We start from the raw sequence: 18539 nt of genomic DNA, 5'->3' as shown, positions 1-18539 counted from the left end.
AGGGAAGAATCGTAAAGCCGATGAGCGGATACTGGATTTGTTGTTTGAGGAATGAAAAGAAGCTCAACCAGCACTTAAACTTGTGCCCTATCGAGTAGACACTATTAAAAAGTCTATCGGTAGGGGTATCTTTGTCTATAACAATTGTTTACAGAACATTGAGCAATTTGGTATATTCGAGTTAATTAAACCGTAATTTGTAAAAGTGAATAATTGATAGAGGGAGGATAAATGTCTCTTAAGAAATCTTCAGTTATTGTTATAACTCTTATACTCATAATCAGCCTCATAATGAATATATATCAATTCACTAGTAGTCAAAATTCTAAATCTAAGGCTAATGGTAATGGTAATGTGGAGCTTTTTGTTAAGGAAATGAATAATATTAAAGTTTCCATCTCTAAATTTAGTCTTGCAAATGGAGTCATAGAGGTTGTGGTGGACGCCGATGGTCTAGATAAAGATAAGTGGTATAGCATCAGTTTGGGTTCTGATAATAGTTCTTCAGGTGTTACGTTATCGGAAGGGAATACGCTTATAAGAGTTGGTGAATTAGTGAACGAAACACAATTCATTCCTCTCAATTCCAGACTGAATTTCTGGACAACACACCCAGAGAGAGTATTGAATGATCATAATTTATACATCAGAATTGTCGACCACTTTAATAACGAAATTTTCAAGATGGAAATGTTCAAGGATTAAAACTTTCAAACTTAGATTTATCCCCAATTAAATATGGTTAAAAGTAAAGGAGGGAATTTTGGAACTGTAGGAGCGGAGCGTTCGCCTTTGTCTCTGGATTTCAACCGTTAAAAACGGTATAAATAAAGAAATCTGGAGACAACAGCGACCGAAAGTCCAAACATTCCGCAGTTACGGCCCGCACCATATTCAGCCCACAACATTCCCGTAGTTACGCCCCGTCACCATATTCATCGCACTACCACTAGCCATCACCTAATCCATCACAATACCTTCAGTTAAGCTTCAAGATCGAAGCATTATCAACAAAAGTAGCCGTATTAAACAGCATCAATACATCCTTGATTTCATTCTGAGCGATATACTCACTGATACTCCCGTTATAATAACGGATGTCGATCACGTGGATTTCCGGCACATGCTGAGTCAGGAAAGGGATGAGACTATGCGCATAGGAGTCCTTGATGACGAGCAGCTTTTCCTGTTTGACTACTTTAGGATCAAGCTGGCTTGTGATTTTCATAAGGGCATGAACGCCGCCTAGGAAATAAGAGTATTTATCTTTTTTCTCCAAATAGCTTGGATCATACATACTTGTTAGAGTCTCACCGGTATCTACAATGTGCATCTTGGTGGATGTATCATTTACGGGCTTATACGCTTGAATGGAATCTGGCTCCACTCCGATAAATTGGCTCCGCGTATGATAGCTTCCAAGGAACGAATCGCTCACCGTCTCCATGTGGAATTCGCTCTGTGACAGAGGCTGCCACCCCATACTTTGAGCATAGGCTACGTAAGCCAAATAAGCACCATAGGTTGTCCAGTGATGATCAGTCCGATAATAAATGGCCTCTGCGGCATGCGGAGCAAGAACATCAAATCCATTAATAAAAGTTAGGCTATCCTCTACATCCTGAGCAATCTGTTGATTCACCTCGGCTTGCGAATATACCGGTGCTAGCCAGGGCAATCGCTCGTTGTACAGGCCTACCGATGTCGGCGCAAGTAGAAAGGTCATCTTGGCTTCAGTATTTTTATCGACAAATCGTTTCACTGCCGCTGCATATTGCTGAACCTTTGTATAATCAGGTGCTTCGAATTTTTCAAAAAGATAGCCGTCTTTCCCTTTATAGATCCCGTTATTTTCTTGCTGCAACCTCATTTGCTCCACCGCCGATTTGACCCATACCCATTTGGCTCGAAAAGGGAAATGATCGGTTACGAAGCTTTCAGTCTCATCCGCAAATTTACGGGATAATAAATTATCCCACGTCAGATGTGGAGCGCGTTGCAAATATCGGTTCTCTAGCTCGGAGAAACGCTGAACAGGCAGCAAGAAAAAGGTTATTCCAATCAGAAAAAGCGTCGTGACAAATCCCGCCACTAGTATTCGATCGGTCCGCTGCTTCATAAACAATCACCCCCCTAATGGTTAGAATCTGAAATATAAGAATGGATTAAAGGTTGCGTCTACCAAGTAGGCGATAGATAGGAAGAATAGTACACCATACCAGACAAGGGATGGAATCGTTCTAGAACCCATGCGCTTGAAGAGTTTCAAAGGCACAGAGGCTAAAATCAATACTAAGAGTAGAATCGCGTTCGTGTAAGTGAAGTATAGAGTAGTTGTATTCCACAGCGGCTGGCCGTTAAAGCCGAGCATCGCTTGCAAATAGCTAAGTACTAACGGAAGTTCTTCAAAGGCGAACAAGACCCATCCGATGAGGATAAGTACAATGGCATAGAGATGCCTAGTCCAGCGCGGTAAGCGGCTTAGTAGCTTTAATCCCCACCATTTTTCAAAGATAAGAATCACCCCGAAGTATAATCCCCAGAGTAGAAAATTCCAGCTTGCCCCGTGCCAGATTCCCGTGAGTAGCCATACGATGAGGATATTGCGCACTTGAATACCTAATCCTCGCCGATTACCACCAAGTGGGATATAGACGTAGTCACGAAACCAACTGCTAAGGGAAATATGCCATCTTCGCCAAAAGTCGGTAATGCTCTGTGAAATATAAGGTTTGTTGAAGTTTTCGTTAAACCGGAAGCCGAACATAAGCCCAAGACCAATGGCCATATCGGAATATCCACTGAAATCAAAATAGATCTGAAAAGCAAACGCAATAATGCCAAGCCAAGCGGTTAAAGCGGGCATTGAATCTAGATTGGAGCTGGATATGGTGTGCCAGAGCAGACCGATGTTATTAGCGAGCAGTACTTTTTTGGCTAGTCCGATAATGAATCTTCGTACGCCTACTGCGAACATAGGGATATCCACGGAACGCTTACGTAATTGCTCTGCTATGGTGTTATATTGAACGATGGGCCCGGCTACTAATTGCGGAAACAAAGCTACAAACGTACCGAAATCTATCCAATTCCGCTGTGCTTTAGCAGTTCCTCTGTAGACGTCAATGATGTAGGACATGGATTGAAAGGTATAGAACGAAATTCCAATGGGTAATGGTAAATCAGTTAAAGGGATATGTGTACCGAGAAGTTCATTGATGTTTTGGATGAGAAAATCTGCATATTTGAAATACGACAACAAGCCTAGGTTAATGATCATAGAGCTAACCACAATCCACTTGCGCTGTACCGCATTTAGCTTCGGTCTACTAAGAAGTAGACCAAAGCCGTAATCCGTAACGGTGGACAGTAACATAATTACAATGTAGACGGGTTCGCCCCAAGCATAAAACACCAGACTGCTTAAGAACAATATGAGGTTTTTGCTTCGCCAAGGCGAAGCATAGTAGAGAGCAAGGACAGCCGGCAGAAACAGGAATAGGAAAAGTAGGCTGCTGAATACCATCGTTAATTATTTTTTAGTAAACAAGGTATCGAATTCAGTCACGAGCTGATCAGCACTCTCAGAAATCACGAATAAGATGTAATTGCCCTTTTTGACCAGCTCATAATTTTGGGCGTTCTCATACTGATCCGGAAGGTATTGTTCGAATTGCTTTTGAATATCAGCTGCACGCTCTTTGACGGCGGTTTCGACCGTAGAGATATCTTTTGCATCCTTAACTTTTAAAATAGCGATTTCATTACTTTTCACATTCATCATGGGCATTCTAATGCTATAATCTTCAAGTAATGCTGGATCTAGATGGTACAGCTGACCCACCATATCTGCTTCAACTTCCATTAATGAAGGTTGTTCCACTTTTGCGAGCATTTCGTCGACCATTTCTTTAGCACTCAGCTTGGTTTCGACTACGGCTTCATTGTTGCTGCTGGAACAGGCGCTAAGCACCACACTTAATACAATAGTTAACGCTAGAATGAAGGTATGCTTTTTCAATTAGGTCACTCTCCTTGGTGTGTTTGACTGAATGTATCTAGTTAACTAACGTATCAAGTCTATAGAATGTTGCGCGACACTTTCTTACGAATAATTTACCCCAATTTTGTGGAAATATGTTTGAATGAGAAGGTCATGCAAAGATCTTCCTCTCTTAGCTTGCGCAATGGTTGGTTATACTGTTACTGTAAGATAGATAGTTTTGAATAGAAGGGGATTGAACGGAATGATCGAAGAACTGAACAATAATGAACTACCGGAGAATTACGAAGAATTAAAGAAAGCAGCCAACCGTTCTGCGGATTGGAGAGCACGTCTAGAAGCTGTTGAAGAACTGGGACAGACCAACCACAAACAAATTATCGATATCCTGACGCGTTTAATGGAGAGCGATCCTGTATATACAGTTCAAGAAGCTGCTTACCTTAAACTGAAGGCATTCGGCGAAGATGTTAAAGCACCGTCCAAGAACAAACCGGAGCTAGTCAAAGGCGTATCCAAAATACTCTTGAGAATCAAGAAGAGCCTGCCAAGAGACCATTCGTACGAAGATTTCAAAGAGAAGTTGAAGAAAATGAGAATCGACGTGTACGATATTTACGAAGGTGAAAAGGGCGCTGACTTTGACGCGTGGCTGACGAAGATGTGGAATTCCTCGAATAAGTAAAGGATAACAACATGCAAACTAACAAATTAATAGAACAATTTCAAGAATACCTTAAGCTTTCCGCTGAATTACGTCCTGACTATATTGCCAGCTTAGGTAAGGGGGATAATGAAGCGAAGATTACGGCACTTCTTTCGGAAGCTCCTGAACTGCTGAAAGTTATTTATGGCACAGTTTCTGGTACAAGCAGTGAGGAAGAAGAACCAAGTGTGATCGAATTTATTCCAGGGTATCGTCTAATTCATATTGATGAATATGAAGCAGAGATGAAGATCTTAGCTGGAATATTGGAGGAAAAAGGCCATCAAGTGGATGGCGTTATCTTACCGATCTTAACGAATTACGGCAGTGACTTCATTTGTTACTATAAATCTGCGGATGGTGTGGAACGCGTCTGTGATCTACTGCATGATTTTGGAGATCTGATTGTAATGTATGAATCACCTGAGAAATTCCTAGAGACTTTATGTGAGTTCTACAAGCAGGAGGTTTATTTCCTGGATGAAGAGGGTTACCTCGATTGCGATTTAGTAAAAGAGGGCGAAGTAGGCGCAGCTTTGAACCCGGATGCAAATTATTGGTCCGAGTAATGATAAATAAGAGCAGCAGTCCAATTGCGGACTAGCTGCTCTTGTTGTTTTTTTAAGCATCAGCAAGCAAAAGCTTCCGGTTCCTATCGATGTTATTCCTGCGCAGCACGGTTCTCCTGGTCACGAAGCTCTACTCTCCGTATTTTACCAGAGGTTGTCTTAGGAAGATCCTGAATGAACTCGATTTTGCGTGGATATTTATAAGGGGCTGTCCACTCTTTAACATGGGATTGCAGTTCTCTCACAAGCTCAGGAGAAGCAGCAGTCTCATCCTTCAGAACAATAAAAGCTTTAACGATATGGCCGCGGATCTCATCTGGACTTGCTACAACCGCACATTCCTTAACTGAGGCATGCTTCATCAGTGCTTCCTCTACCTCGAAAGGACCTATGGTGTAACCCGAGCTAATAATGATGTCATCTCCGCGTCCCTCGAACCAGAAATAACCCTCCTCATCCTTCCGCGCCCGGTCGCCAGTTACGAAGAACTCACCATGAGTACAGCTTTCTTTTCTCCCAGGGTCTTTGTAATAGGTATGGAATAACGCTGGCATACTTAAGTGCACTGCGATATCTCCAACGACTCCAGCGGGTAACGGAATGCCATCCTCGTCTACCACTTCAACTAGGCCCGGAGCGATGGATTTACCCATAGAGCCAATACGAATAGGGGTATCCTTGAGTGTTCCGATGATAAGTGTACTTTCTGTTTGACCGTAACCATCACGAATCGTGATATTGAATTCACGTTGGAAGGTGTTGATGACCTCCTGATTCAAAGGCTCTCCAGCGGAAACTGCGCAGCGAAGGCGGGACAAGTCATAATGACTGAGATCTTCTAATTTGGCCATCAAGCGATATTCAGTTGGCGTACAGCATAATACCTCAATGTTGTGATCTTGCAGTAGCTGCAAATATTTCTTCGGATGAAAAGATCCACTATATACGAAACCAGTCGCCCCGTTGCCAAGGACGGTTAAGAAGGGACTCCAGATCCACTTCTGCCAACCCGGTGCCGCTGTTGCCCAGACGGTGTCTGTTTCTTTAATATCGAGCCATTGAGGCGAGGTGATCCGCAAATGAGCATAACCCCAGCCATGACTATGAACAACTGCTTTAGGGTTGCCGGTTGTTCCAGAGGTATATGCCAAGATCGCCATATCGTCGCGGTGGCTTTCGACTGCTGTAAAGGTATCCGGCTGAGCGATCATCAGGCTTTCTAAATCCAGCCAGCCTTTGCCGATTTCGTCTATGTTGCCTGATACGGAAAGACGGTAATCTAGAGCAGGCAGATTATCCGAGATTTTATTAACTTCCTCAGTAACCTCGGACCAGGCAATAACGGCTCTGGCTTCGGAATGCCGAAGACGGTAAGATAAATCCTTGGCGCGAAGCATTTCCGAAGAAGGGATAATGGCAAGTCCTAGCTTCAGAGAAGCTAAATAGATGACATAAGCGATAATTCGGCGTGGTACCATAACAAGCACTCGGTCCCCTTGCTGAAGACCGAGTGCTGCAAGTCCCCCGGCAAGTCGATTAGCTTGCTTGCGAAGTTCCCCGTAAGTGATTTCCTCGTAGTCTCCTTGTTCATTCAACCACTTAAGTGCAATCTTTTCCGGAGCATGACGTTCCGTTTCCGAAGTGAGATTGTAGTACTCAGGTGCGATCCACTGCTGATTATCCAATATGAACCTCTCCTATATCTAACAAGATGTGTATAGCTGTTATGCTTAGTATAGCATGTTATCCTAGTACCAGGTACTAGTACCTTGATGCTTAAATTTGATAGAATAGGGTTCAGAAGGTTAAGATAACCTTTGTAAATATAAATCCAGAAAGTGAGAACTTATGTTATGAATCACACAAATTTTGATGAAATATTCGCTATTATGGAAGCTTCTTTTCCCACATCTGAGATCAGAACCTATGCGGGACAACAGGAGTTATTGGATGTTCCACATTATCGATTGATTACCGAAGCGAACGCTGACGGGAAAATCATTGCTTTTATAGCCTGCTGGGAGTTTCCTGGATTCCGTTTTGTAGAACATATTGCAGTGGACCCAACCATAAGAGGTGGAGGCATTGGCAAAAAGCTGATGGAAACCTATATCCGTCAGTCGGGCAAGCCTGTGCTTTTGGAAGTAGAACCGCCATTAGGTGAGATGGAACAGCGGAGAATTGGCTTTTATGAGCGACTGGGGTTCCATTTGAATCCTTACGAGTATGTGCAGCCTCCACTGCGTGAGGGAAATGAGGATTTACCACTTCAAATCATGACTTACCCTAACCCAGTGGATGAAGAGGAATTCAATCTTTATAGAGAAATTTTATATACTGAAGTGTATAAGGTTACATTACCGTATCAACGTTAAACTCTAACAGCAATCCGTACGATCCTTTTTAGGATAAGCGGGTTGCTGTTTTTATTTTACATTTACGATTGAACTCCTGATTTTTTTCTTTACAAAATGGGTACAAGTTAGAGACAAGTTAGAGACATATTCTTGTTTCGTTTGAGCTAAAGTAAGAACAATGATTGAACTTCCAAGGAGGGCTTACTTGTGAAAAATAAAAAAATAGTCATAGCAACAATGGTATTTGGGATGGTAGTTACAGGATCAGCTGGTGTATACGCAGGAACTAAACTTCAGAAAATCACTGCATACCTCAATCACAGCATTGGATTTAAGGTGAATGGCACGGCTTATACGCCAGTTGATAATAAAGGGAACGCATTAGCGCCAATTACTTATAACAATACAACCTATCTTCCAGTACGTGCGGTAGCCGATGTTATGAAGGTACCCGTGACCTTCGATGCGGTGAACAATCAGGTCCTTCTAGGCACCGGAAATGCGGTAACGGACAAAGTTTCTTTGACACCTGTGCAGTACAGCAGCACTCAGAAAGAAGAGATTGTTAAAGCCTTCGCCAATTTCCAAGGGTTCGAAACAGCCTATGCACCGACTCAAATGGTGAGTGGAGACGCATTTCAAAAAGTAGTTGGTTCTGATGATGGGGTGAACTTTATATTTAAGCAAATGAAGGTGAACATTTCTCCTCGTGATTACTCTTACGAATACAAAGGTGAAACTGTAAAGCTCTCTAATGGAACCGAAGCCAAATGGTATAGTCCATCCAGCGATTCGTTGTTCTTGACCTATAAACTGGATGATCGTTTTGTTACTATTAGTTCCCCAAATAAAACACTGAGTAAGACGCAATTAGAAAAAGTAGCAGTGAATGTCGTGAAATGGAGTAAATAAATCCCCATTAGTACCTATCTTCGTGCCTCAAAAAGTAAAGCAGCAAGTCTCCCATGTTTGGAGAGACTTGCTGCTTTTTTTAGTGCCATACTTTTTTAATTTTTACTTACTGTGCTGTTTATTCGGCAATTTCTGACTTGGAGTTCCTTTACCGTGATGCTCTTTATTCTTTTCGGCTTTCTTTTGGGTGTCGTGTACTTTTTCTACAAAAGCATGAGTATCGTCCATGTTTATCCTCCTTGATTGTCAACCTTGCCGTTACTGTAACCACTTTTGTACGAATACATACACGATGTACTTTACAAACATCTATGTTTATAAAGACATTGCGAAAATATTTAATAGTTACTATGAATGAATGCGAACATTTCATAAGAATAGTAAGGGAGACTAATTATGAACAGGTTATTTAAACAAGCTGTATCCGTGACTTTAGCTTTCGTTATGGTATTGGGGCTTACATTCACAGGAATGCCAGCTTATGCTGAAGACAGCAATGGGGAAGCTGGGTTACTACAATTACAAACGCTAGAGCCTGTTACTATATTGGCAGGGAATTCTACGTGGAAGTATTTAGATCAAGGAACAGATCAAGGGACGGCATGGCGGTCCGTATATGACGATTCAACATGGGCATCTGGCCAAGCGCCGCTTGGTTATAAAGATAGTGGAGCCGGAGTCAGCAGCAAGCAATTTGGTGCTCTGAACACAAATATTAGCTACGGTTCTAATAAAAGTAAAAAATATCCAACCTCCTACTTCCGTACAAACGTAACGGTTAATATGGAAGAGGTTCTGAAATCCGGTGAAATCGAGGGCAATTTTGCATTTGATGACGGAGTTGTACTGTATCTGAACGGTACAGAAATCTACCGCGAGGCTATGCCAACGGGTGACATCAATTTTCAGACAAAGAGTCCAAGTAACCTAAGTAATCCGAACGAATACACCAAAGTAGACCTTACTGAAGTAGTGAAGACTAATCTGAAGGATGGAAATAATGAGCTTTCAGCTGAGGTTCATCAATCCAGTGATAGTAGCTCCGACCTTTATTGGGCTATGAGCCTGACCGCTTATCCGGCAGTGGAGCCAGTACAACCTGGAGTGGGTAAGCCTGATTCCATCGCACTGACTTTTAACGGAAATCCTCAGACTAGTATGGGATTTAACTGGTATGCACCTGAGAGTGTGACGGGCACCAAGCTTGAAGTAGTAGAAGCCTCTAAAGTAGTGGATGGTCAGTTTCCATCCGGAGGTGCTCAATCTTACGAGGGTACATCCGTTACAACAAGTGTATATATGACAAAGGCGGATAAGTCAGCTAAAAAATCAGTTGTATTGACTAGTCATAAGGTCATTGCTGATCATTTGCAGCCGGGAACGGAGTATGCTTACCGTGCAGGTGATGGACAAGCTGATAATTGGAGCAACGTAGGAACCTTTAAAACAGAAAGCTCCAGTAATCAAGCTTTTAAATTCCTATATACAACGGATTCTCAAGGAACAACTGAAGAAGATTTTGATATTTGGAATCATACTCTTCAAGAGGGATTGGCGAAATTCCCAACAAGTGAATTCATTCTGAATTCCGGTGATTTGGTAGATAACGGTGATATTGAGGAGCAATGGGGATGGTTCTTCAACAAGCCAAAGGATATTCTGGCGAACATTCCGTTAGTTCCATTGGTAGGTAATCATGAAAGTAAGACATATAACAATTATACGACTCATTTTAATTTGCCTAATGTTTCGAATACGGGCGCAAAACCAGATGGCTCTGTATATTCTTTTGACTACGGTTCAGCGCACTTTATGGTTATTAATACAGAGTATTATGGTGCTAGCTCAAATCTTGAGAACAATGAAATTTACAATAAACAAGTGCAATGGCTACGCAGTGAAGCTGCGAAAAGCGATCAAAAGTGGAAGGTTGTACTCCTGCATAAATCGCCTTATTCTGTTGCCAGTCACACGAATGATACAGATGTGCTCTATTACAGAGCAAATTTGACGAAGGTGTTTGATGAGCTGGGCATTGACATGGTGATTGGTGGGCATGACCACACCTTTGCTAGAAGCTATCAAATGTACAACAATAAGCCATTGACGGATATTGTTCCGGACACAAATGGAGTAGTTACTGATCCTAAAGGTACGTTATATCTGATTACAAATGCAGCCGGCAATAAAAAATACAACGTTGCCTCAGGCGCATTCCCATTTGCAGCTAAATACGGGCAGCCTGGTAAGGAAATGTTCACAGGTATGACTGTAACGAATGATGAGCTTTCATATGAAGCCTACACCACAATAACTGGTGGTTCTACAGATTTATATGATAAGTACAGCATCCAAAAGTCTGACGTAACTGTTAAACCTGTGCAAAATGCAAAAGCAGCAGTAGCGGATGGCGGTAAAATCACGTTAACTTGGGATGCGCCTACATCTGGTGCGCCAGTATCTGGATATCGCATTTATGAGCAAAATGATCTGCTATCAGCAAATTGGGCGGTCAGCGTTCCTACTACGGAAGGTCAAACTTCTTATAGTTATAGTGTGGAAAATACTGATCCGAACAAAATCTATCAATTTGTAATCAAAGCAGTAAGTGACAGAACAAATTCAGATGCTACTATCGTTTCTACAGATTCTATCAAAAAAGTGACGGTAACCTTTAACGGTGACCCGGTTAGTTCTAAGGGATTCACTTGGTATACCGCTTCGAAGTCTACAGGTAGTGATCTTCAAGTTGTAGAGAACACGGGCGATACTCCAGACTTTGCTAAGTCTAGTGAATTTAAAGGACGTTCAGCGGTTTCTAGAAATTCTAAAGATGAGTTAGTTCATAAAGCTGAAGCTTCTGGCTTGAAGGCTGATACGAAATACTACTTCCGTGTAGGTGATAAATCACTTGGTCTTTGGAGTGAAGTGGGAACTTTCGAAACTGCCGCGAAGACAGGTGCATTTACTTTCATCGATTTGGCGGATACACAAGCTAAGACAGAAGATGAGGCTATTCTTTCCGGAGAAACAATGGCCAAAGCACTTACAACCTTCCCGAATGCTGAGTTTGTGGCGATTAACGGGGATATCGTAGATACCGGAACAAATGAATCGCAGTGGAATTGGTTGCTTGGTCATTCGCAGGAAACCCTGCTCAATACAACAATCGTTCCAGTTGCGGGGAATCATGAGGATAAAGCGAATGCTTTTTATGAGCATTACAATATTAAGGAAGCAGCAGGATCTCCTACGGAAACAGGAGCTTACTATTCCTATGATTACAGCAATGCGCACTTTGTAGTGCTTAACACGAATGAGAATTCTGATGAATTCGCTAACTTCAGTGAAGCTCAATTGAATTGGATGAAGGCCGACGTAAAAGCTGCGAAGGCTGCTGGAGCGAAATGGATTATCGTAGCTATGCATAAAGGTCCATACACAACCTCTAACCATGCTACTGACAAAGACATTATGGGAGCAAATGGAGAAAGAGCGAAGGTTGCTCCAATGATGGCTGAACTGGGTATTGACTTGGTTCTTCAAGGCCACGACCATATTTATGCTCGGACAAAGCCGATCAAGGCTGACGGAACTGCAGCGGACACAGTGAAGATTAAGGAAAGCTTTAATGGTCAAACTGTAGAGTATACAGTTAATCCAGACGGAACGATCTATCTGATCCCTGCTACAGCGGGAGCAAAGGTTTACTACAAGAACATGAAACCAGAACTTGGAGAGGCGTATTATAATCTCTTCGAAGTAGCTAATGAGAATACAGCAGCTAAATACGGAGCGGACCCAAGTGACGCGACACGTCCAATGCGTGGTCAAGTTCAGACCTTTGTCGGCATTACTGTAGATGCTGGGAAGCTGACAGCTGTATCCTATGAGATTGATCAGCGTGTTAATGATGCTAAACCATATGTCCTTGAAGAGTTCGGTATTGTTAAGGAGTCTGTAGTTAACCCACCAGAACCAACAATAGAACCAACAATAGAACCAACAACAGAACCAACTACAACGCCGACACCAGCACCATCGACGACGCCAACAACAGGACCAACAGCAGCACCAACAACAAAACCGACAGCATCACCAACACCAACAGTAGCGCCAACAGCTACACCGGCACCGACAACGGCGCCTTCACCAACTGTATCGCCAGTAATTAAACCATCTTTAACGGATACTAGCAGTCACTGGGCAGCAGCAGTTATCGAAAAAGCTTTAGCCGCTGGGTTCGTTAGCGGTTATCCGGATGATACTTTCCGTCCTAATCAGAAAGTGAATCGGGTTGAATTTATCACTATGCTGGCACGTGCATTGCAATTGCCGGACAATGGTGACAAATCAAGCTTTAAGGATTCTGCGAAGATTCCAGCATGGGCTAAGTCTTTTGTGGCACAGGCTGTCTCTCTGCAAATTATTAGCGGTTATGATGATGGTACTTTCCGTCCTACGCAGGAGCTTACTCGTACTGAATTAGCAGTTATGGTGGTTAGGGCGCTAGGGATTACAGTAGATCCAAAAGCGACCTTAACCTTCAATGACGCTAAAGAGGTACCAGCATGGGCCGTGCCGTATATTGCAGCAGCAGCTAAATCAGGTCTTGTGAACGGTGTAGGACAGAATCAATTCGCACCTAACCAGAAGGCAACAAGAGCAGAGGCGGTTACCATAATCCTTGCTTTGTTAGAAAAAGGGCAGAAGTAACCTAGTATCTGCGTGAAATGAACTTAAGCTTAGCTTGTATCGAAAAGGGGTCTCAGCTTATCGGCTGGGGCTCCTTTGTGTTTATTACGTTTTTATAAGAGGCCATTGCATTGTCGAAAAAGATCTCTAAAGAAGCGAAGTATTATGATGAAGAAGTAACGTAATAATAAACAATATGAATTTAAAAATAATGCTTGCAATCAATATCTATACATGATATATTCTAAGTCCGGCCAAGAAATACACATGCCGAGCTCGAAAAAGAAGTTAAAAAAAGAGCTTGACATTAAATAGCCGAACATGATATAGTATAAGAGTTGCTGCTGAGACATTAAACGGCGCCAACGAGAACTTGATCTTTGAAAACTGAACAACGAGTGAGTAGGAAATCACGCAAGTGAAATCCAAAATAGAGAATTAATTTTCTCGTCAGATGTTTCAAAATGAGCATATCGCTCTTTTCAATACTAATTGGAGAGTTTGATCCTGGCTCAGGACGAACGCTGGCGGCGTGCCTAATACATGCAAGTCGAGCGGAGTTATTTTGAAAGCTTGCTTTCAAAATAACTTAGCGGCGGACGGGTGAGTAACACGTAGGCAACCTGCCCTTCAGACTGGGATAACTACCGGAAACGGTAGCTAATACCGGATAATTTCTTTTTTCTCCTGAAGAAAGAATGAAAGACGGAGCAATCTGTCACTGAGGGATGGGCCTGCGGCGCATTAGCTAGTTGGTGGGGTAATGGCCCACCAAGGCGACGATGCGTAGCCGACCTGAGAGGGTGAACGGCCACACTGGGACTGAGACACGGCCCAGACTCCTACGGGAGGCAGCAGTAGGGAATCTTCCGCAATGGACGAAAGTCTGACGGAGCAACGCCGCGTGAGTGATGAAGGTTTTCGGATCGTAAAGCTCTGTTGCCAGGGAAGAACGTCCGGTAGAGTAACTGCTATCGGAGTGACGGTACCTGAGAAGAAAGCCCCGGCTAACTACGTGCCAGCAGCCGCGGTAATACGTAGGGGGCAAGCGTTGTCCGGAATTATTGGGCGTAAAGCGCGCAGGCGGTCATTTAAGTCTGGTGTTTAAACCTTGGGCTCAACCTAAGGTCGCACTGGAAACTGGGTGACTTGAGTACAGAAGAGGAAAGTGGAATTCCACGTGTAGCGGTGAAATGCGTAGATATGTGGAGGAACACCAGTGGCGAAGGCGACTTTCTGGGCTGTAACTGACGCTGAGGCGCGAAAGCGTGGGGAGCAAACAGGATTAGATACCCTGGTAGTCCACGCCGTAAACGATGAGTGCTAGGTGTTAGGGGTTTCGATACCCTTGGTGCCGAAGTTAACACAGTAAGCACTCCGCCTGGGGAGTACGGTCGCAAGACTGAAACTCAAAGGAATTGACGGGGACCCGCACAAGCAGTGGAGTATGTGGTTTAATTCGAAGCAACGCGAAGAACCTTACCAGGTCTTGACATCCCTCTGAATCCACTAGAGATAGTGGCGGCCTTCGGGACAGAGGAGACAGGTGGTGCATGGTTGTCGTCAGCTCGTGTCGTGAGATGTTGGGTTAAGTCCCGCAACGAGCGCAACCCTTAACTTTAGTTGCCAGCAAGTAATGTTGGGCACTCTAGAGTGACTGCCGGTGACAAACCGGAGGAAGGTGGGGATGACGTCAAATCATCATGCCCCTTATGACCTGGGCTACACACGTACTACAATGGCCGGTACAACGGGAAGCGAAACCGCGAGGTGAAGCCAATCCCATCAAAGCCGGTCTCAGTTCGGATTGCAGGCTGCAACTCGCCTGCATGAAGTCGGAATTGCTAGTAATCGCGGATCAGCATGCCGCGGTGAATACGTTCCCGGGTCTTGTACACACCGCCCGTCACACCACGAGAGTTTACAACACCCGAAGTCGGTGGGGTAACCCGCAAGGGAGCCAGCCGCCGAAGGTGGGGTAGATGATTGGGGTGAAGTCGTAACAAGGTAGCCGTATCGGAAGGTGCGGCTGGATCACCTCCTTTCTATGGAGAATCGTCTTCTGCAATGAAGACATTCAAATCGGAAGTTAAACTTCCAAAACTCAGGTTTAGGCCTGTTACTCACTCGTTGCTCAGTTTTGAGAGTTTAAGCTCTCATCTTTAAACTTGATCCTTGAAAACTGGATACCGAAACGAATTTGCGTTTTAGAACATCTTTTAAGCTGAACTTGTGCAAACAAGTTTAAATTAATAGTGATGCTAAGTGAAGGTTTTCGATTGTGCGAACAAGCGAAACACCGGAACGATGGTTAAGCTAATAAGAGCACACGGAGGATGCCTAGGCGCCAGGAGCCGACGAAGGACGTGGCGAACAACGAAACTGCCTCGGGGAGCTGTAAGCAAGCTTTGATCCGGGGGTGTCCGAATGGGGAAACCCAGCTGTGGTAATTCGCAGTTACTCACACCTGAACACATAGGGTGTGTAGAGGCAGACCAGGGGAACTGAAACATCTAAGTACCCTGAGGAAGAGAAAACAATAGTGATTCCGTCAGTAGCGGCGAGCGAACGCGGAACAGCCTAAACCTAAGAGCTTGCTCTTAGGGGTTGTGGGACGTCTCACATGGAGTTACAAAGGAATATGGTAGGTGAAGAGGTCTGGAAAGGCCCGCGATAGAGGTAAAAGCCCTGTAGCCTAAACTGTGTTCTCTCCGAGACGGATCCCGAGTAGTGCGGGGCACGTGAAACCCCGTATGAATCCAGCAGGACCATCTGCTAAGGCTAAATACTACCTGGCGACCGATAGTGAAACAGTACCGTGAGGGAAAGGTGAAAAGCACCCCGGAAGGGGAGTGAAATAGAACCTGAAACCGTGTGCTTACAAAAAGTCAGAGCCCTATCTATGGGTGATGGCGTGCCTTTTGTAGAATGAACCGGCGAGTTACGTTTAACATGCAAGGTTAAGTCGAGAAGACGGAGCCGCAGCGAAAGCGAGTCTGAATAGGGCGATTTAGTATGTGGACGTAGACCCGAAACCGTGTGATCTACCCCTGTCCAGGGTGAAGGTGCGGTAACACGCACTGGAGGCCCGAACCCACGTACGTTGAAAAGTGCGGGGATGAGGTGGGGGTAGCGGAGAAATTCCAATCGAACTCGGAGATAGCTGGTTCTCCCCGAAATAGCTTTAGGGCTAGCCTCGGTATAAGAGTAGTGGAGGTAGAGCACTGATTGGTTGCGGGGTCCGCAAGGATTACCAAGATCAGTCAAACTCCGAATGCCATATACTTATTGCCGGGAGTCAGACAGTGAGTGCTAAGATCCATTGTCAAAAGGGAAACAGCCCAGACCATCAGCTAAGGTCCCCAAGTGTGTGTTAAGTGGGAAAGGATGTGGAGTTGCACAGACAACCAGGATGTTGGCTTAGAAGCAGCCACCATTGAAAGAGTGCGTAATAGCTCACTGGTCGAGTGACTCTGCGCCGAAAATGTAACGGGGCTAAACACACCACCGAAGCTATGGCTAGATACGTATGTATCTGGGGTAGGGGAGCGTTGTATGTAGGTTGAAGGTGTACCGTAAGGAGCGCTGGACAGCATACAAGTGAGAATGCCGGTATGAGTAACGAAAAGATCAGTGAGAATCTGATCCGCCGAAAGCCCAAGGTTTCCTGAGGAAGGCTCGTCCGCTCAGGGTAAGTCGGGACCTAAGGCGAGGCCGAAAGGCGTAGTCGAAGGACAACAGTTTGAAATTACTGTACCACCGTAATCCGCTATGAGCGATGGGGTGACGCAGGAGGGTAGTGACGCGGACTGATGGATGTGTCCGTCTAAGCAGTGAGGCTGATGTGTAGGCAAATCCGCACATCGTTAAGGCTGGGCTGTGATGGGGAGCGAAAATTGTAGTAGCGAAGGTCATGATCTCACACTGCCAAGAAAAGCCTCTAGCCAGGAGAAGGTGCCCGTACCGCAAACCGACACAGGTAGGCGAGAAGAGAATTCTAAGGCGCGCGGGAAGAACTCTCGTTAAGGAACTCGGCAAAATGACCCCGTAACTTCGGGAGAAGGGGTGCCCCGGTAGTGTGAATAGCACGAGGGGGCCGCAGTGAAAAGGCCCAAGCGACTGTTTAGCAAAAACACAGGTCTGTGCGAAGCCGCAAGGCGAAGTATACGGGCTGACGCCTGCCCGGTGCTGGAAGGTTAAGGGGAGTGGTTAGGGGTAACCCGAAGCTATGAACCGAAGCCCCAGTAAACGGCGGCCGTAACTATAACGGTCCTAAGGTAGCGAAATTCCTTGTCAGGTAAATTCTGACCCGCACGAATGGCGTAACGACTTGGGCGCTGTCTCAACGAGAGATCCGGTGAAATTTTAATACCTGTGAAGATGCAGGTTACCCGCGACAAGACGGAAAGACCCCATGGAGCTTTACTGCAGCTTGATATTGAATTTGGGTACGATCTGTACAGGATAGGTGGGAGCCGTAGAAATCGGAGCGCAAGCTTCGGTGGGCGCCGTTGGGATACCACCCTGATCGTATCTAGGTTCTAACCTAGTACCGTAATCCGGTACGGGGACCGTGTCAGGCGGGCAGTTTGACTGGGGCGGTCGCCTCCTAAAGAGTAACGGAGGCGTTCCAAGGTTCCCTCAGAATGGTTGGAAATCATTCGAAGAGTGCAAAGGCATAAGGGAGCTTGACTGCGAGACCTACAAGTCGAGCAGGGACGAAAGTCGGACTTAGTGATCCGGTGGTACCGCATGGAAGGGCCATCGCTCAACGGATAAAAGCTACCCTGGGGATAACAGGCTTATCTCCCCCAAGAGTCCACATCGACGGGGAGGTTTGGCACCTCGATGTCGGCTCATCGCATCCTGGGGCTGAAGTAGGTCCCAAGGGTTGGGCTGTTCGCCCATTAAAGCGGTACGCGAGCTGGGTTCAGAACGTCGTGAGACAGTTCGGTCCCTATCTGTCGTGGGCGCAGGAAATTTGAGAGGAGCTGTCCTTAGTACGAGAGGACCGGGATGGACGTACCGCTGGTGCACCAGTTGTTTCGCCAGAAGCATGGCTGGGTAGCTACGTACGGACGGGATAAGCGCTGAAAGCATCTAAGCGTGAAGCCCCCTCAAGATGAGATTTCCCAATTAGTAAGACCCCTTGAAGACGACGAGGTAGATAGGTTGGAGGTGGAAGTGCAGTAATGCATGGAGCTGACCAATACTAATCGGTCGAGGGCTTATCCTATACTTAAAACGCAGATTTGTTTCGGATTCAGTTTTCAGGCGATTAAGCCTGAGCATTTACG

Annotated in this window: 11 protein-coding genes and 2 rRNA genes; 8 read left to right on the top strand and 5 right to left on the bottom strand. The window is 44.9% G+C overall.

Annotated features, from left to right (window positions below; translation table 11 throughout):
• Window positions 1–231 precede the first annotated feature (231 nt).
• Window positions 232–705: a hypothetical protein gene (locus NSS67_RS30425; RefSeq protein WP_339317505.1), complete on the top strand. Its 474-nt coding sequence runs from the start codon at window positions 232–234 to the stop codon at window positions 703–705.
• Between the two features lie 274 nt (window positions 706–979).
• Here NSS67_RS30425 and NSS67_RS30420 read toward each other — a convergent pair whose 3' ends face one another.
• From NSS67_RS30420 to NSS67_RS30410, 3 genes are read right to left on the bottom strand one after another with little or no spacing between them, the layout of a single operon-like run.
• Window positions 980–2119 carry a DHHW family protein gene (locus tag NSS67_RS30420; RefSeq protein ID WP_339317504.1) on the bottom strand — a complete coding sequence of 380 codons (1140 nt, stop codon included), beginning with the start codon at window positions 2117–2119 and terminating at the stop codon, window positions 980–982.
• Window positions 2120–2140: 21 nt separating this feature from the next.
• A complete protein-coding gene (locus NSS67_RS30415; RefSeq protein WP_339317503.1) occupies window positions 2141–3526 on the bottom strand; it encodes an MBOAT family O-acyltransferase in 1386 nt (461 codons plus the stop codon).
• Window positions 3527–3532: 6 nt separating this feature from the next.
• Window positions 3533–4021: a DUF4358 domain-containing protein gene (locus tag NSS67_RS30410; protein WP_339317502.1), complete on the bottom strand. Its 489-nt coding sequence runs from the start codon at window positions 4019–4021 to the stop codon at window positions 3533–3535.
• 226 nt (window positions 4022–4247) lie between these two features.
• On the opposite strand from NSS67_RS30410, the gene NSS67_RS30405 reads away from it, so the two are divergent.
• Window positions 4248–4688, top strand: coding sequence for a HEAT repeat domain-containing protein (locus tag NSS67_RS30405; RefSeq protein ID WP_339317501.1), 441 nt, complete (start codon window positions 4248–4250; stop codon window positions 4686–4688).
• 11 nt (window positions 4689–4699) lie between these two features.
• Window positions 4700–5278, top strand: a complete 579-nt coding sequence (locus NSS67_RS30400; RefSeq protein WP_339317500.1) for a hypothetical protein — start codon at window positions 4700–4702, stop codon at window positions 5276–5278.
• Window positions 5279–5370: 92 nt separating this feature from the next.
• Here the strand turns inward: NSS67_RS30400 and NSS67_RS30395 are convergent, their stop codons facing one another.
• Complete coding sequence (locus tag NSS67_RS30395; RefSeq protein WP_339320749.1) at window positions 5371–6966, bottom strand: AMP-binding protein; 1596 nt, start codon at window positions 6964–6966, stop codon at window positions 5371–5373.
• Window positions 6967–7131: 165 nt separating this feature from the next.
• Between NSS67_RS30395 and NSS67_RS30390 the strand changes: the two genes are divergently transcribed.
• Window positions 7132–7653 carry a GNAT family N-acetyltransferase gene (locus NSS67_RS30390; protein ID WP_339317499.1) on the top strand — a complete coding sequence of 174 codons (522 nt, stop codon included), beginning with the start codon at window positions 7132–7134 and terminating at the stop codon, window positions 7651–7653.
• 189 nt (window positions 7654–7842) lie between these two features.
• Window positions 7843–8547: a hypothetical protein gene (locus NSS67_RS30385; protein WP_339317497.1), complete on the top strand. Its 705-nt coding sequence runs from the start codon at window positions 7843–7845 to the stop codon at window positions 8545–8547.
• A gap of 102 nt (window positions 8548–8649) precedes the next feature.
• On the opposite strand, the gene NSS67_RS30380 is transcribed toward NSS67_RS30385, so the two are convergent.
• On the bottom strand, window positions 8650–8775 hold the full coding sequence (locus tag NSS67_RS30380) for a DUF4023 domain-containing protein (protein WP_339317495.1): 126 nt from the start codon (window positions 8773–8775) through the stop codon (window positions 8650–8652).
• A gap of 168 nt (window positions 8776–8943) precedes the next feature.
• Here NSS67_RS30380 and NSS67_RS30375 point away from each other — a divergent pair, with 168 nt between their 5' ends.
• From NSS67_RS30375 to NSS67_RS30365, 3 genes are all read left to right on the top strand, one after another.
• Window positions 8944–13263 (top strand): S-layer homology domain-containing protein, encoded by a 4320-nt coding sequence (locus NSS67_RS30375; protein WP_339317493.1) that lies wholly within the window; start codon window positions 8944–8946, stop codon window positions 13261–13263.
• A gap of 468 nt (window positions 13264–13731) precedes the next feature.
• Window positions 13732–15287: ribosomal RNA gene (locus NSS67_RS30370) — 16S ribosomal RNA — on the top strand.
• A 264-nt stretch (window positions 15288–15551) separates the two neighbouring features.
• Window positions 15552–18478, top strand: a 23S ribosomal RNA gene (locus tag NSS67_RS30365).
• Together the 16S and 23S rRNA genes form the textbook arrangement of a ribosomal RNA operon.
• The last annotated feature ends 61 nt before the right edge of the window (window positions 18479–18539 follow it).

The organism is Paenibacillus sp. FSL R10-2734 (genome assembly GCF_037963865.1).
Taxonomy (GTDB): Bacteria; Bacillota; Bacilli; order Paenibacillales; family Paenibacillaceae; genus Paenibacillus_AQ.
This window is presented reverse-complemented; position numbering and strand designations above follow the sequence as displayed.

Coding starts and splice junctions, on each gene's coding strand:
- NSS67_RS30425 (WP_339317505.1), top strand. CDS start 232: ATGTCTCTTAAGAAATCTTCAGTTATTGTTATAACTCTTATACTCATA.
- NSS67_RS30420 (WP_339317504.1), bottom strand. CDS start 2,119: ATGAAGCAGCGGACCGATCGAATACTAGTGGCGGGATTTGTCACGACG.
- NSS67_RS30415 (WP_339317503.1), bottom strand. CDS start 3,526: ATGGTATTCAGCAGCCTACTTTTCCTATTCCTGTTTCTGCCGGCTGTC.
- NSS67_RS30405 (WP_339317501.1), top strand. CDS start 4,248: ATGATCGAAGAACTGAACAATAATGAACTACCGGAGAATTACGAAGAA.
- NSS67_RS30400 (WP_339317500.1), top strand. CDS start 4,700: ATGCAAACTAACAAATTAATAGAACAATTTCAAGAATACCTTAAGCTT.
- NSS67_RS30390 (WP_339317499.1), top strand. CDS start 7,132: ATGAATCACACAAATTTTGATGAAATATTCGCTATTATGGAAGCTTCT.
- NSS67_RS30380 (WP_339317495.1), bottom strand. CDS start 8,775: ATGGACGATACTCATGCTTTTGTAGAAAAAGTACACGACACCCAAAAG.
- NSS67_RS30375 (WP_339317493.1), top strand. CDS start 8,944: ATGAACAGGTTATTTAAACAAGCTGTATCCGTGACTTTAGCTTTCGTT.